11 protein-coding genes are annotated in these 15,132 nt (G+C 71.2%); 5 read left to right on the top strand and 6 right to left on the bottom strand.

Annotated features, from left to right (window positions below; translation table 11 throughout):
* Positions 1 to 3: 3 nt before the first annotated feature.
* The 4 genes from HD596_RS29195 (at position 4) to HD596_RS29210 (ending at position 2,705) form a co-directional block, all read left to right on the top strand.
* Positions 4 to 891, top strand: coding sequence for an ADAM 12 protein (locus tag HD596_RS29195; RefSeq protein ID WP_185072501.1), 888 nt, complete (start codon positions 4 to 6; stop codon positions 889 to 891).
* Positions 888 to 1,295 (top strand): roadblock/LC7 domain-containing protein, encoded by a 408-nt coding sequence (locus HD596_RS29200; RefSeq protein WP_313044957.1) that lies wholly within the window; start codon positions 888 to 890, stop codon positions 1,293 to 1,295. Before HD596_RS29195 ends, HD596_RS29200 begins: the two co-directional genes overlap by 4 nt.
* A gap of 28 nt (positions 1,296 to 1,323) precedes the next feature.
* Positions 1,324 to 1,695: a hypothetical protein gene (locus tag HD596_RS29205; RefSeq protein ID WP_185072502.1), complete on the top strand. Its 372-nt coding sequence runs from the start codon at positions 1,324 to 1,326 to the stop codon at positions 1,693 to 1,695.
* Positions 1,696 to 1,913: 218 nt separating this feature from the next.
* On the top strand, positions 1,914 to 2,705 hold the full coding sequence (locus HD596_RS29210) for an SDR family oxidoreductase (RefSeq protein WP_185072503.1): 792 nt from the start codon (positions 1,914 to 1,916) through the stop codon (positions 2,703 to 2,705).
* Here the strand turns inward: HD596_RS29210 and HD596_RS29215 are convergent.
* The 5 genes from HD596_RS29215 to HD596_RS29235 all read right to left on the bottom strand — a co-directional run bounded on the left by HD596_RS29215 (position 2,700) and on the right by HD596_RS29235 (position 8,255).
* Positions 2,700 to 3,791: an ABC transporter ATP-binding protein gene (locus tag HD596_RS29215; RefSeq protein ID WP_185072504.1), complete on the bottom strand. Its 1,092-nt coding sequence runs from the start codon at positions 3,789 to 3,791 to the stop codon at positions 2,700 to 2,702. The genes HD596_RS29210 and HD596_RS29215 overlap by 6 nt on opposite strands.
* A complete protein-coding gene (locus HD596_RS29220) occupies positions 3,788 to 5,518 on the bottom strand; it encodes an ABC transporter permease (RefSeq protein WP_185072505.1) in 1,731 nt (576 codons plus the stop codon). The genes HD596_RS29215 and HD596_RS29220 overlap by 4 nt, the downstream gene beginning before the upstream one ends.
* Complete coding sequence (locus HD596_RS29225; RefSeq protein ID WP_185072506.1) at positions 5,515 to 6,567, bottom strand: ABC transporter substrate-binding protein; 1,053 nt, start codon at positions 6,565 to 6,567, stop codon at positions 5,515 to 5,517. Before HD596_RS29225 ends, HD596_RS29220 begins: the two co-directional genes overlap by 4 nt.
* A gap of 105 nt (positions 6,568 to 6,672) precedes the next feature.
* On the bottom strand, positions 6,673 to 7,353 hold the full coding sequence (locus tag HD596_RS29230) for a response regulator transcription factor (RefSeq protein ID WP_185072507.1): 681 nt from the start codon (positions 7,351 to 7,353) through the stop codon (positions 6,673 to 6,675).
* An 11-nt stretch (positions 7,354 to 7,364) separates the two neighbouring features.
* Entirely contained in the window at positions 7,365 to 8,255 is an 891-nt protein-coding gene (locus tag HD596_RS29235) for a HAMP domain-containing sensor histidine kinase (protein ID WP_185072508.1), read from the bottom strand.
* Between the two features lie 461 nt (positions 8,256 to 8,716).
* On the opposite strand from HD596_RS29235, the gene rpoB reads away from it, so the two are divergent.
* Positions 8,717 to 12,169, top strand: coding sequence for a DNA-directed RNA polymerase subunit beta (gene rpoB / locus HD596_RS29240; protein ID WP_185072509.1), 3,453 nt, complete (start codon positions 8,717 to 8,719; stop codon positions 12,167 to 12,169).
* A gap of 47 nt (positions 12,170 to 12,216) precedes the next feature.
* Here rpoB and HD596_RS29245 read toward each other — a convergent pair whose 3' ends face one another.
* Entirely contained in the window at positions 12,217 to 15,045 is a 2,829-nt protein-coding gene (locus HD596_RS29245) for a SpoIIE family protein phosphatase (RefSeq protein WP_221519576.1), read from the bottom strand.
* Positions 15,046 to 15,132 lie beyond the last annotated feature (87 nt).

A 15,132-nucleotide genomic window follows, 5' to 3' on the forward strand; every position in this document is an offset into this window, starting at 1 on the left:
GTCATGACGAGGCTCGACGCACTCCTGGCCGGGCTGGCGCGCGAGCGTTCGACGGGCGCGCTCCGGCTCGGGAGGAACGGCACGATCTTCCTCCACGACGGGCGCGTGACGTACATGGAGTGCGCCCAGACCCCGGGCGTCGAGCGCCTGCTCACGGCCAGGGGCCGGATGACGGAGGCGGCGCTGCGCGGGCTCCAGGCGGACGGCGGCTGCGCGCGGCTCCTCGAGGAGGGGGTGCTCACACCCGGCGAGCTGCAGTTCGCGGTGCTGGGCGCGGTCCTGGACGCGGCCTTCTTCCTGCTGCCGATCAGCGGGACGCGGCCCAAGTTCCGGCCGGGGGAGCTGCACTGGCTCGGCGGGCAGTGGTTCTTCGACGTGGCGGGGCTGGTGCGGGAGTGCGCGCGGCGGCGGGCGCACCTCGCCGACATCTGGCCGTCCGCGGAGGTGGACACGCTGCCGGTACGGCCGGTGCCGTGGCTGCCGGGGCACGGGGTGACGCTGACCCGGGTCCAGTGGGAGGTGATCGTCCGTGCCGACCACAAGGCCACGCCACTGGAGCTGGCCAAGCAGCTCGGCCGGTCGGGCTATGCGGTGCTGCTGGCGGTCAGAAGGCTGGCAGCCACAGGCCTGCTCGCCCCAGGGGACCCGGACCGCACGGCCGTACCCGCTCCTGGCCGGTCCAGGCATGCCGAGGACGCCGAGTCCGATGAGGCCGCCGACGGTGGTGAAGCGCCTGGAGCCGGGCTGCCGAAGCGGGCGCGGCACCCCTACGAACGGCCGCCCCACGATCCCGGGGCGGTGGCCCAGCCGCTCGGCCCGCCCGTGACGGGAGACCCGACCGATCTGGCGCTGCTGATGCGGCTCAAGAAGGCGCTCGAGGAGCTGGCGTGAGGTTCCCCGTACTCAGGAGGAAGCCACCGGTGGAGCTGCGGAAAGAGGTTCTGGAGGAAATGACGCTCCTGCGCGAGCGCACGCCGGACGTGAGCGGAAGCGTCGCCTGCACCGTGGACGGCATACAGATCGCCTGCGACCTCGAAGGAGACCGCGGCGAGCAGACCGCGGCCCTGTCGGCGGCGCTGCTCGCGATGAGCAGGCGGATGCTGACCATGACCGGTCATGGCGCTCTTGAGGAAACGCTCATCTCGGGCACCGCCGGCTTCGTGGCCTTCTACGCCGCCGGCCCCACCATCGTCCTCACAGTCCTGGCCAAGCCCGGCGCGAACGTCGGGCTGCTGCGGCTGGAGGGCAGGAAGACGGCCGCCGGACTGGCCGCCGTCGCAGCACGTAGGCACTGAACCGTCCCCTGGCAGAAAGGGAGAAGCAATGGCGAGCATGGACGTCTCTCTCAAGGAGATGATGACGATCGACGGCGCCCTCGGAGCGGCGATCGTCGATCACGGCAGCGGCATGGCGCTGGGCATCCTCGGCGGCTCCAAGGACCTGGACCTGCAGGTCGCCGCGGCGGGCAACACGGAGGTGGTCAAGGCCAAGCTCCGTACGATGGACTCGCTCGGGCTCAAGGACAGCATCGAGGACATCCTCATCACGCTCGGTGGCCAGTACCACATCATCCGGCCGATCACGGGGCGCGGGGGGAAGGGGCTGTTCCTCTACCTGGCGCTCGACCGTGGGCGCGCCAACCTGGCCCTGTCCCGGCACCAGCTCCGGGGCATCGAGGAGAAACTGGAGGTCTGACCCCGACCCTCGGGTGGCCCGCCCGGCTCGACCACGGGCCACCCACCCTCCCCCCGCCGCGCCGCTCACGGCAGGCCGTCCCATGGTTGGGTACATGGTGGCCGGGCCGGTGAGGGGTGCCGGTCATGTGGATCACGAAGAGGGCGGGCGGCGATGGTCGCGGGCCGTAGCCAGGCGCCGTATTGAAACGGGTTGCAGTTCGTCCTTAGGCTGAGCCCATGATCCTGGACCGCTTCCAGATCGGCGGCGCCGCGGCCGTGGTCACCGGCGCGGGCCGGGGCATCGGTGCGGCCACCGCCGTCGCCCTCGCCCAGGCCGGCGCCGACGTCGCGATCTGCGCCCGCACCGAGGACCAGCTCCAAGCCATAGCCGAACAGGTGGAACGGGCCGGCAGGCGGGTCCTGGTCGTCCCCGCCGACCTGACGCTCCCGGGCGCCGCCGAGGACTTGGCGGAGCGGGCCGCGGCCACCTTCGGCCGCCTGGACGTGGTCGTCAACAACGTGGGCGGTGCAATGCCCCGCGCGTTCCTCGACACGAAACGCAAACACCTCGAGAACGCGTTCCAGTTCAACGTCGGCGTGGCCCACGAGCTGACCAGGGCCGCCGTACCGCACCTGCTGAAGGCGGGCGGGGGCGCGGTCGTGAACGTCTCCTCCGCCGTGGGCCGCGTGGCGGGCCGCGGCTACCTGGCCTACGGCACCGCCAAGGCGGCCCTGGCGCACTACACCCGGCTGGCCGCGCTCGACCTGGCCCCCGCCGTTCGGGTCAACGCGATCGCCGTCGGCGCGGTCGCCACCTCCGCGCTCGACATCGTCATGAACGACGAGGGCCTGCGCGCCCAGATGGAGCAGGCCACGCCGCTGCGCCGGATCGGCGAGCCGGAGGACGTGGCGGCCGCCGTGCTCTACCTGGTCTCCCCGGCCGCCCGGTACGTGACGGGCAAGGTGCTCGAAGTGGACGGCGGGATCGACCGGCCCAACCTCGACCTCGGGCTGCCCGACCTGTCATGACTTGGTGAGGACGTAGGCGCGGCCGGGGTCGATCCCGACGGTCACGTTCGTGCCCTCCGCCAGCAGGCCCTGCGGATCCGGCCCCGGCACGGTCACCAGCAGGGTGCCCGAGGCGGTCTCCACCTCGTAGTCCACGCTGTGCCCGTGGAAGGCGGTCCGCAGCACCGAGCCGGTCCCGTTCTCGGGGGCCGGGCGGAGCGACAGTGCCTCCGGCCGGAGCATGAGGTAGGCGGCGGCGTTCACCTGCACGTCGAGGCGGGCCGCCACCGTCATGGTCCGCCCGAGCGCCGTGACGACTGCGCCGCCCGCGTCCATCCGCTCGGGCACGACCTCGACGAAGTTGGCCCGGCCGATGAAGTCCGCCACGAACACGGTCGCCGGCCGGAAGTAGATGTCGGCGGGGGTGGCCGCCTGCTCGATCCGGCCCCTGTTCATCACCACGACGCGGTCCGACATGGTCATCGCCTCGTCCTGGTCGTGGGTGACGTACAGGCTGGTGATGCCGAGCCGCCGCTGGATGCGGCGGATCTCGGCGCGCATGGCGCCGCGCAGCTTGGCGTCCAGGTTCGACAGCGGCTCGTCGAACAGCAGCACTTTCGGCTGCACGACGAGCGCGCGGGCCAGGGCGACGCGCTGCTGCTGGCCGCCGGACAGCTCGTGCGGGGCACGGTTCTCCAGGCCGACGAGATTCATGCTGGTGAGCGCGATCTGGAGGGCGGTGTCGGTCTCGTCCTTGGCCCGGCGCTGGGTACGCAGGCCGTAGGCGATGTTCTCGCCCACGCTGAGGTGCGGGAACAGGGCGTAGTTCTGGAACACCATGGCCATCGGGCGGCGCTGCGGTGGCAGCCCGTCGATGGCCTCGCCGTCGAGCCGCACGTGCCCGCTCGACGCCTCCTCCAGCCCGGCCACGATGCGCAGCGTCGTGGTCTTCCCACAGCCGGAGGGCCCGAGCAGCGTGATGAACTCGCCGGGTGCCACGTCGAGCGTGACCGTGTCGACCGCGACGACGGGGGCGCCGGCGCGGCCCGGGAACGCCTTGGTCAGTTTGTCCAGGTGGAGGCGCCCCCCGCGGGTCTCGTCCGTCATCGTTCCTGCCTTCCGGGGGAGCGGTGCAGTGTCGCGGAGCGCCCGACGAGCAGCCGGATGACCCCGAAGCCGGCCAGCACGATCGCGGTCAGCACCGTGCAGTAGGCGAACGCGACCCCGTAGCGGCCGGTGTTGGCGGCGCTGAGGATCTGCGAGGTGATGATGTGCGTGCCAGGGGTGACGAGCAGGATGATCGTCGAGACGGAGGTCATGCAGCGCGCGAAGCCGTAGCTGAGCCCGGTGAGCAGCGCCGGGCGGATCAGCGGCAGCGTGACCTTGCGGAAGGTCCGCAGCGGGCCGGCGCCGAGGTTCCTCGACGCCTCTTCCAGGCTCGGGTGCAGCTGTGACAGCGCCGCCGTGCCCGTACGCAGCCCGGCCGGGACGGAACGGACGACGTACGCCAGCACGATCGCCAGCGCCCCGCCCGCCACCGCGCTGCCGCCCACCAGGCCGGGCAGGACCAGCAGGTCGCCGACGTACCGGGCGGGCCGGTAGGCCAGCACGTAGCCGATGCCGAGCACCGTACCCGGGACGGCCACGCCGAGCGTCCCGGCGAAGTCCAGCCAGCCGCCCGTCCGCGCCAACTGCCGCACCGCGAGCCAGGCGATGAGCAGCCCGAACCCTCCGGCGACCGGGGTGGCGATCGCCGCCAGCAGGGTCGTGTCCTTCAGCGCCTCCTGGCCCACGCCGAGCAGCACCTCGCGCAGGTGCGTGAACGTGAGCGCGTTGTCCACGCCGAACACCCGCGTGACCCCGCCGGCCACCATGGTGCCGTAGAGGCCGACGATGACCAGTGCGACCAGCATCGCCAGGGCGAGGACGGGCCAGCGCACCCAGCCCGTGACCGGGTGCACGCTGCCGGACGGCCTGCCGGTGATCGTGGTGCGGACCTTGCGGCCCAGCCAGTACCGCTGCGCCACGAACACGCCCACGGACGGCACCAGCAGGATCAGGCTGTAGACGGCCGCGCCCGTGGTGTCGTACTCGCCGGTCACGGCCAGGTAGGCGCGGCTGGCCAGCACCGTGTAGTCGCCGCTCACGACGAGCGGGTTGGCCAGGTCCGCGACGGCCTCCACGAACAGCAGCAGGAACGGCGCCGCCAGCCCCGGCGCCAGCAGCGGCAGCATGACGGTCCTGAAGACGCGCCACCGGGACGCGCCCATCGTCATCGCGGCCTCCTCCATGGCCGGATCGAGCCCGCGCATCATGCCGAGCAGCCCCAGGTAGGCCACGGGGAACAGCGACAGCGACTGGACGAACACCAGCCCGTCCAGCCCGTAGACGTCGTACTCGACGCCGAGCAGGTCGTGCGTCACCATCCCGCGCCGGCCGAACAGCACGATCGTGGCCGTGGCCACCGCGAACGGCGGGCTCACCACCGGCGTCAGCGCGATGAGGTGCAGCAGCCGCTTGCCCGGCACGTCCAGCCGGGTCTGCACGAAGGCGAACAGGAAGCCGATCGCCGTGCCGCACAGGCCGACCAGCACGCCGAGGACGAGCGTGTTCCAGAGGATCCGCAGGTCCACCGGCGAGGTGAAGAACCGGGCGTAGCGCGGCCACGCCTCGGCCGACAGCGCCGAGGCGAGCACCGTGCCGAGCGGGAAGAGGCTGCCGGCGAGGACGAGGACGACGCAGGCGGCGATCGCCAGCGCCACGCTGGTCTCGCGGCGCCGCCTGCGGCGCGCCCGCGAGGGCTGCGCGGGAGGGGAACCGACGAGGGCGGTCATCTGGGGGCCTTCGCGATCTCGGCGTCGAAGCGCCGGACCAGGTCGAGCTTGCGGGCGCCCGCGGCGGTGCTGTCGTAGTCGACGAGCTTCAGCGCGGCCAGGTCGGCGGTCTTGTCCGACCGCTTCGCGGCCGGGTTGGTCGGCGCCTGGTACGCGTGGACGGTCGGCCCGATCTCCTGCGCCCCCGGCGTCAGCGCCCAGTCGATGTACTTCTTCGCGCCGGCCACGTTGTGCGCCCCCTTGACCAGCGCCACGCCGCCCACCTCGTAGCCCGTCCCCTCGGCCGGGAACGTGACCCGCAGGTCGGTGAAGCCCTGCTCCCGCGTGGCCACGCAGTCGTGGGAGAACACGACGCCCACGCCGATCTCGCCCCTGGCGGCCTGCTGCGCGGGCGCCGCGCCGGACTTGCTGTACTGCAGCACGTTCGGGTGCAGCCGCCTCATGTACGCCAGCGCCTCGTCGTCGGCGCCCCTGTGCAGCACCACCTGCGTCCACAGCGCCGTGTACGCCGTGCCGGACGTGGCGGGATGCGCGATGCCGACGTTCTGCCTGAGCGCCGGGTCCAGCAGGCCCTCCCACGACGTGGGCGCCGGCACGTGCTTCTCGGCGAGGACCTCGGTGTTGTCGCAGAAACCGAGCACGCCCACGTACACGCCGGTCCAGGTGCCGTCGCGGTCCTTGTACCGGTCGGGGATGGTGGCCGCGTTCGGCGAGACGTAGTCCTGCAGGAGGCCGTCGTCGGCCGCCGCGGCGTACCCGTCGGCCGGGCCGCCGTGCCAGACGTCGAACTCCGGATCGGCACGGCCCGCCTTGATCCGGGCCAGGGCCTCACCGCTGGACAGGCGGACGAACTCCGCGGGGATCCCCGTCTCGGAGGTGAAGACCGAGGTCATCGCCGCGCACCATTCCTCGGTGGCGCCGCACGCGACCACCACTTTCCCGGCGTCGGCGCTCGCCGCTCCGGGTGCGCGCGTGCACCCGGAGCAGGCGAGCACGAGGGCGGCGCCGATCGACAGGACCGGACGTGAGCGGACAAGAGGTGAAGCCATCGTCGACCTCCTGGAGCGGCTGAAGGGTTGCCATGCCGCAAAGCTAGGCCGTGGGGCGGGCCCCGCCGGTGACAGCGCGGTGAGCGTTGGTGACGGCGCCGTCACCTACCGATCGGGCTGGTCGGGCATCAGGTAGCCGGCGCCGCGCACCGTCTGCACGTACCAGGCGGCGTCGAGCGCCTCCAGCGCCGACCGCAGCCGGTAGACGGTGGACTTGACCACGTCCCGGCCGCCCTTCAGGTTGGTGGTGCCCCACACCTCCCGCAGCAGGTCCTGCCACGACTGCGGGGTGCCCCGCCGCGCCGCGAGGTGGGCGAGCAGCTTGCACTCGGTGTCCGTCAGGGTCAGCCGCCGCTCGCCGATGGTGACGGTGTGCCGGGCGGCGTCGATGACCAGGTCACCCGCCCGCAGCAGCGCGGGGCCGGTGTAGCGGCGCAGCACGGCCCGCGCCCGCAGGACGAGCTCCCTCGGGTGGAACGGCTTGGTCACGTAGTCGTCCGCGCCCCGCTCCAGCCCGGCGATGACCTCCTCGGGCCGGGAGAGCGCGGTGACCAGGATGACGGCGACCTCGGGGTACTTGGCCTTGATCAGCCCGCAGAGGGCGAGCCCGCCGAACGCCGGCATGAGCACGTCGAGGACGACCAGGTCCACGTGGTGGGTGCGGAGCAGGTGCATGGCGGTGGCGCCCTCGTGCGCCTCGATCGCGTGGAAGCCCTGCGTCGTGAGCGCGAAGGCGATGATCGCGGTCATCTGGGGTTCGTCGTCGACGACGAGCGCGGTGGACATGGAGGCTCTCCCTAGCCCGGCAGCGTGAACAGGAAGGTGGTGCCGTGCATCGACGTGGTGTCCACCATGATGGACCCGCCGTGCAGCTCGATGATCGTCTTGGTGATGACCAGGCCGAGCCCGGTGCCGTCGGCCAGCGGGCGGCCGGTCACGAACCTCTGGAACAGGCGCCGCCGCTGCTCCCTGGTCATCCCCGCGCCGTCGTCCGTGACGTACACCGCGATCCCCGTGTCGATGACCGCCACCCGCACGTCGATGCCGCCGCCCACGGTGGTGAACCGGCTGGCGTTGGACAGCAGGTTGGTCAGCGCCTGCACGATCAGCATGGGGTCGGCCTGGATATGCGGCGTGACCTGCGGGGTGTCGAGAGTGATGCGCTGCTTGCGCTCGGCGCACAGGGCGCGCATGGCGATGACCACGTCGCGCGCCACGACCGAGACGTCCACCTGCTCCAGCCGTGGCGTGAACAGCCCTGCCTCGATCTTGGCCTGGGTGAGCAGGCTCTCGCACAGGGCGATGACCTGCGCGCACTGCTGGTCCACGATGGTGATGAAGCGCTGCTGGTCCGGGGTCAGCGGCCCGGGGCTGCCCTCTCCCAGCAGGTCCGCCGCTCCCTTGATCATGCTGAGCGGCGTACGCAGCTCGTGGCTGAGCGCCGTCACCTGCTCGGCCCGCCGCTCGACCAGCTCGCCCAGCCTGGCCAGCTCGGCCTGCTGAGCCGCGGTCGCCCGCCGCATGGCGGCGACCGCCAGCCCGGCGCCGCCCACCAGCCCGGCGACCGCCGCCGTCGCCGGCCACGTCCCGGTCAGCACCGCCGCCACCGCGCCCGCGACCCCGATCACGCCGGTCAGCAGGGGTAATCGCGGCGACGTGGCGATGCCGGACAACTCCTTCCATCCCATCCACGCCTCCCTCGCCGGAACGTGCGGCATCGTGAAAAGGATGGCGTGCCGGTACGCGCGGCGGAAGCGGTGAGTTCCCTCTTGGCCCGGGAGGCCACGGCTGAGCCCGGCGTGGGTCCACCGGCACTGTCCCTTCGGCCAGGTCCAGCGCGCGCTTGGGCGAAGCCGGGGCGTGTGGTGGGCTCGGTCCGCCGTGGCGGTCGGCGCCTGGTCATCGCAGCCCAGGTGCCGGGGATGGGCGTGTGGGTGGAGTTGTGGCGTTGAAGTTGACGACGACTAGGGGGATGTGTCATCCTGAGGCGGGAGCGAGGTTGACTACAACATTAAATGTTGCCCTCCATGTCCCTTCTGGTTTATGCTGCCATTCCGCGCTGCCTTTCGCGACCCCTCATGTCCCGGTGACTGCCGGGCGCTCGGCATGCGCGCATTCGGTCCGCCGCTAGCTCCCGGAAGGACATCTGTTGGCAGCCTCGCGCAACGCCTCCGCCGTACCCGCTGGTCCCCGTCGCGTGTCTTTCGCGCGCATCCAGGAGCCCCTCGAAGTTCCTGACCTTCTCGCTCTGCAGACCGAGTCGTTCGACTGGCTGCTCGGAAACGAGAGGTGGAAGGCCCGGGTAGAGGCGGCTCGCCAGGCCGGGCGCAAGGACGTCCCGGCTCAGTCGGGCCTCGAAGAGATCTTCGATGAGATCAGTCCGATCGAGGACTTCTCGGGGACCATGTCCTTGTCGTTCCGCGACCACCGGTTCGAGCCGCCGAAGTACTCCGTGGAGGAGTGCAAAGACAAGGACATGACCTTCTCCGCCCCGATGTTCGTGACGGCGGAGTTCATCAACAACACCACCGGTGAGATCAAGAGCCAGACGGTGTTCATGGGCGATTTCCCGCTCATGACGCCGAAGGGCACGTTCATCATCAACGGCACCGAGCGTGTCGTGGTCTCGCAGCTGGTCCGTTCGCCCGGTGTCTATTTTGAACGCAATGTCGATAAGACGTCCGACAAGGACCTGTTCGGCTGCAGGGTCATCCCGTCGCGGGGTGCCTGGCTGGAGTTCGAGATCGACAAGCGCGACAGTGTCGGTGTGCGCATCGACCGCAAGCGCAAGCAGCCCGTTACGGTGCTGCTCAAGGCGCTGGGCTGGACCGGCGAGCGGATTCTGGAGCGGTTCGGCCAGTACGAGTCGATGCGGGCCACCCTGGAGAAGGACCACACGGCCGGCCAGGATGACGCGCTGCTGGACATCTACCGCAAGCTGCGGCCGGGTGAGCCGCCGACCAAGGAGTCGGCGCAGACCCTGCTGGAGAACCTCTATTTCAATCCCAAGCGGTACGACCTGGCCAAGGTCGGTCGTTACAAGGTCAACAAGAAGCTCGGCTCGGACACCGACATCAACGTCACCGTCCTGACCGAGGACGACATCGTCGCGATGGTCGAATACCTGGTGCGGCTGCACGCCGGTGCGGAGTCGGCGGACCTGCCGCTGGAGACCGACGACATCGACCACTTCGGCAACCGGCGGATCCGCAACGTCGGCGAGCTCATCCAGAACCAGGTCCGCCTGGGCCTGGCCCGCATGGAGCGCGTCGTGCGCGAGCGCATGACGACCCAGGACGTCGAGGCGATCACGCCGCAGACCCTGATCAACATCCGCCCGGTCGTGGCGTCCATGAAGGAGTTCTTCGGCACCTCGCAGCTGTCGCAGTTCATGGACCAGACCAACCCCCTGTCCGGCCTGACGCACAAGCGGCGGCTGAACGCCCTGGGTCCCGGTGGTCTGTCCCGTGAGCGGGCCGGCTTCGAGGTCCGGGACGTGCACCCGTCCCACTACGGCCGGATGTGCCCGATCGAGACCCCCGAAGGGCCCAACATCGGCCTCATCGGCTACCTCGCCTGTTTCGGCCGGCTCAACGCCTTCGGGTTCATCGAGACGCCTTACCGCAAGGTCGTCGACGGCAAGGTCACCGAGCAGATCGACTACCTCACCGCCGACGAGGAGGACCGTTACGTCAAGGCGCAGGCCAACACGGCGCTCAATCCCGACGGGTCGTTCGCCGAGTCCCGCGTCCTGGTCCGCACCAAGGGCGGTGAGACCGAGCTGATGCGGGCCGAGGAGGTCGACTACATCGACGTGTCGCCGCGCCAGATGGTGTCGGTGGCGACGGCCATGATCCCCTTCCTGGAGCACGACGACGCCAACCGGGCGCTGATGGGCGCGAACATGATGCGCCAGTCGGTCCCGCTGCTCAGGAGCGAGGCGCCGCTGGTCGGCACCGGCATGGAATACCGTGCCGCGACCGACGCCGCCGACGTCGTCAGCGCCGACAAGGCCGGGGTGGTCGAGGAGGTCTCCGCCGACTACATCACGATCTCCAACGACGACGGCACGAGCACGACCCATCGGCTGGCCACCTTCGACCGCTCCAACCAGGGCACGAGCTTCAACCAGAAGCCCATCGTCGCCGAGGGCGACCGGGTCGAGGTCAACCAGGTCATCGCCGACGGCCCCTGCACCGACAAGGGCGAGATGGCGCTGGGCAAGAACCTCCTGGTGGCGTTCATGCCGTGGGAGGGTCACAACTACGAAGACGCGATCATCATCTCGCAACGGCTGGTGCAGGACGACGTGCTGTCCTCGATTCACATCGAGGAGCACGAGGTCGACGCCCGCGACACCAAGCTGGGCCCCGAGGAGATCACCCGGGACATCCCGAACGTCTCCGAGGAGGTCCTGGCCGACCTCGACGAGCGCGGCATCATCCGCATCGGCGCCGACGTCACGCCTGGCGACATCCTCGTCGGCAAGGTCACTCCGAAGGGTGAGACCGAGCTGACGCCGGAGGAGCGGCTGCTGCGCGCGATCTTCGGTGAGAAGGCCCGCGAAGTGCGTGACACCTCGCTGAAGGTGCCGCACGGCGAGCAGGGCAAGGTCATCGGCGTGCGCGTGTTCTCCCGCGAGGAGGGCGACGAGCTGCCGCCGGGCGTCAACGAGCTGGTCCGTGTCTACGTGGCCCAGAAGCGCAAGATCACCGACGGCGACAAGCTGGCCGGCCGGCACGGCAACAAGGGCGTCATCTCCAAGATCCTGCCCGTGGAGGACATGCCGTTCCTGGAGGACGGCACGCCGGTCGACATCATCCTCAACCCGCTGGGCGTGCCCGGCCGGATGAACGTCGGCCAGGTGCTGGAGACCCACCTGGGGTGGATCGCCGCCCGCGGCTGGGACATCTCCGGCATCCAGGAGGCCTGGGCCGAGCGGCTGCGTGACAAGGGCTTCGAGAAGGTGGCCCCGCGCACCAACATGGCCACGCCGGTCTTCGACGGCGCCCAGGAGGAGGAGATCGTCGGCCTGCTCGACAGCACCGTGCCCAACCGCGACGGCGACCGGCTGGTCCAGCGCAGCGGCAAGGCCCGGCTGTTCGACGGCCGCAGCGGTGAGCCGTTCCCCTATCCCATCGCTGTCGGCTACATCTACATCCTGAAGCTGCTGCACCTGGTCGACGACAAGATTCACGCGCGTTCGACCGGTCCGTACTCGATGATCACCCAGCAGCCGCTGGGTGGTAAGGCGCAGTTCGGTGGCCAGCGCTTCGGTGAGATGGAGGTGTGGGCGCTGGAGGCGTACGGCGCCGCCTACGCCCTGCAGGAGCAGCTGACCATCAAGTCCGACGACGTTCTCGGCCGGGTGAAGGTCTACGAGGCCATCGTCAAGGGCGAGAACATCCCCGAGCCGGGCATTCCGGAGTCCTTCAAGGTCCTCATCAAGGAGATGCAGTCGCTGTGCCTCAACGTCGAGGTGCTCTCCAGCGACGGCAGCTCCATCGAGATGCGCGACACCGACGAGGACGTCTTCCGCGCGGCGGAAGAGCTCGGCATCGACCTGTCCCGGCGTGAGCCGAGCAGCGTCGAGGAGATCTGAGCCCTACGGCGGTCGGTCCGGCGCCTCCAGGGGAGGCGCCGGACGGCTCAGGCCGCGCCCGGCGCGGGGAGCGCCTGCTCGGCCCAGATGCACTTGCCGTCGGCGGTGAAGCGGGTGCCCCAGCGCTGCGAGAGGGCCGCGACGAGCTGGAGGCCGCGCCCGCCCTCGTCGGTCTCGGCGGCGCGGCGGATCCTCGGGGTGGTCTGGCTGCCGTCGGCGACCTCGCAGATGAGCGTACGGCTGCGCAGCAGCCGCAGCCGGAGCGGGCCCTTGGCGTGCCGGATGACGTTGCCGACCAGCTCGCTGGCCACGAGTTCGGTGGTCGTGACGAGGTCGTCCAGATGCCAGGCGGCGAGCTGGTCGCGTACGTGCTCGCGGGCCTCGCGGGCCGCGATCGGGTTGTCGGGAAGGGCCCAGGAGACGACGTCCTCGGCCGGCAGCCGGTGGGCGCGGGCGATGAGCAGGGCGGCGTCGTCGGGGAGCTGCTTGCGGGTCGGCAGCATGGCCTCGATGACGGACTCGCAGAGCCGGTCGAGGTCGCTCTCCGACAGGCCGCGGCGCAGGCCGGTCAGGAGCCGGGTGAGCTCGGCCAGGCCGCTCTCGATGTCGCGGGTGGAGGACTCGATCAGCCCGTCGGTGTAGAACACGAGCAGGCTGTCCTCCGGCACGCGCAGCTCGTGCGTGCTGAGGGGCGGCGCGGCGGCGCCGAGGGGCGGGTCGGGCGTCACGTCGAGGACGTGGACCGCGCCGTCGGGGCGGACCAGGGCGGGCGGCGGATGGCCGGCGCTGGCCAGGACGCACTCGCCGCTCGTCGGGTCGTACACCGCGTACAGGCAGGTGACGTAGGAGTCGTCGCCGAGGTCGCTGACGAGGTCGTTGAGGTGGGCGAGCAGCTCTCCCGGCGGCAGTTCGAGGTCCGCGAGGGTGCGTACGGCGGTGCGCAGGCGCCCCATGGTGACGGCCTCGGTCAGGCCGTGGCCCATGACGTCGCCGATGACGAGGGCGACCCGGTCCGCGGACAGCGGGATGATGTCGTACCAGTCGCCGCCGACCGCCGCGGTGCCGCCGGGCAGATAGCGGGCCGCGGCGGTGAGGCCGGGCAGGGACGGCAGGGCACGGGGGAGCAGGTGGCGCTGCAGCTCCTGGGCGCGGGTGTGCTCCAGGTCGTACATGCGGGCCCGGGCCAGGGCCTGGGCGATCAGCCCGCTGAGCGCCGTGAGCAGGGTGCGCTCCTCGCTGGTGAACTGGTGGGGCCGGTCGAAGGAGATCACGCAGTAGCCCAGCGGCTGGTCGGGCACGCGCAGCGGGAGGATGGCCCAGCTGTCCATGCGCGAACCGGCGGGGCCGCCGGCACCAGGCGGCCGCTGCTCGGCCGTCGACGTGATGAAGATCGGCACGTGGGACCGGAGCACGTCGGCGTAGACGGAGGGGACGGGGGCCGCCCCGTTCTGGAACTCGCCGAGGAGGTCGGTGGGGGAGCCGATGGACTCGACCAGGTGGAGGTGATCGCCCTCCCGGGTCAGGACGGCCAGCCCCGTGGCCCCGAACGGCGGCAGCACCTGCTCGGCGATGACCCGCATGACGTCGCGGAGCGTCACCGCGTCGCTGAGGGTGCGGGTCAGCTCCTGGATCCGCGCGGACCGCTCGGCGGCGGCCTGTTCGGCGGCCTCGCGCTGCTCGTCGTGGATGCGCTTGTCGGTGACGTCGGCGAGGTAGAGCGTCAGCCCGTCCGGCACCGGCACCAGGCGTACGTGGTACCACCGCTCGTCGGCCGGCCAGCGCATGTCGAAGCTGGCGGGCACGCGCTCGGCGACGACCTGGCGGCACATCGCCTTCAGCTCCGGCAGGCGGGCCGGGGCCAGCTCCCACAGCACCCGGCCGTTCAGGTCGCTGGACCCGAGGAGCCGCTCGGCGACGAGGTTGACGAACATGATCCGCCCGTCGCGGTCCACGGCGAGGAAGGCGTCGCTCATGTCGCGCAGCGCGCGGCCGGCCGACTCGCGGGCCACGCGGCTCTCGGTCGTGTCCCAGACCGTGCCGACCATGCGGACCGGCTCGCCCCGCTCGTCCAGCACCAGGCGGCCCCGGGCGTGCATCCAGCCCGTGGTCCCGTCCGGGCGGCAGGCGCGGTACTCGACCTCGTAGATGGCCCGGGTGCGGATGGCCTCCTCGGTCGCGGCCATCACCCGGGGCAGGTCCTTGGGGTGGACGATGTTCGACCAGGTGTCGATGTGGTGCGGCCTGGTCGCGGGGTCGATGCCCAGCATGGTCAGCGCCGGCTCGTCCCAGTAGAGCTCGCCGGTGCGGATGTTCCAGTCCCAGGACCCGATCTTGACGGCCTTCAGCGCCTTGCGCAGGCCGGAGTCGGTCGAGCGTTCCGGCCACCACGAGCCTTTCGGACCCGAGTCGGCGCCGGTCCTGGCCAGCCTCCTGGCCAGCCAGCCGGCCAGCGACCGCAGGAACTCCCGCTGGCCGTCGGTCGGCTCTGCGGCTCCGTCGCAGAGCACGGACAGCACGCCGAACGGCGGGCCGGGACCGCGCAGCGGGACGGCCGCCGCCGTCGCGGGCCTTTCCAGGCCGGATCGCGAGACGGGCAGGCAGGCGGGCGTCCCGTCACGCAGGACGCGCACGATCATGTCCCGGGTGCCGTCCCAGGCCTCCTGCGCCGCCGGGGGCAGCCCGGACGCGGCCACCAGCCGCGGCTCCCGGCTGCCGACCGGCCCGGCCCAGTGGATCATCCCGCCGAGCGCGTGCAGGTCGGCGACCGCCTGGTCCAGGGCGTACTCCAGCACCTCGATGTCGCTCAGACCGGCGCACACCGAGGTCAGCACGCTAAGGCGGTCCTCCCCCGAAGCAGTGACGGAGGAACGGTTCACCGCCATCCTCTCGCCCCCCAGTAGTCACGAGAGAGTAGGCCACCAGCCCGATGCCGGACGCTTCTTCCACAGACTAACGAAACGGCC

It is taken from the genome of Nonomuraea jabiensis (genome assembly GCF_014204795.1).
Lineage (GTDB): Bacteria > Actinomycetota > Actinomycetes > Streptosporangiales > Streptosporangiaceae > Nonomuraea > Nonomuraea jabiensis.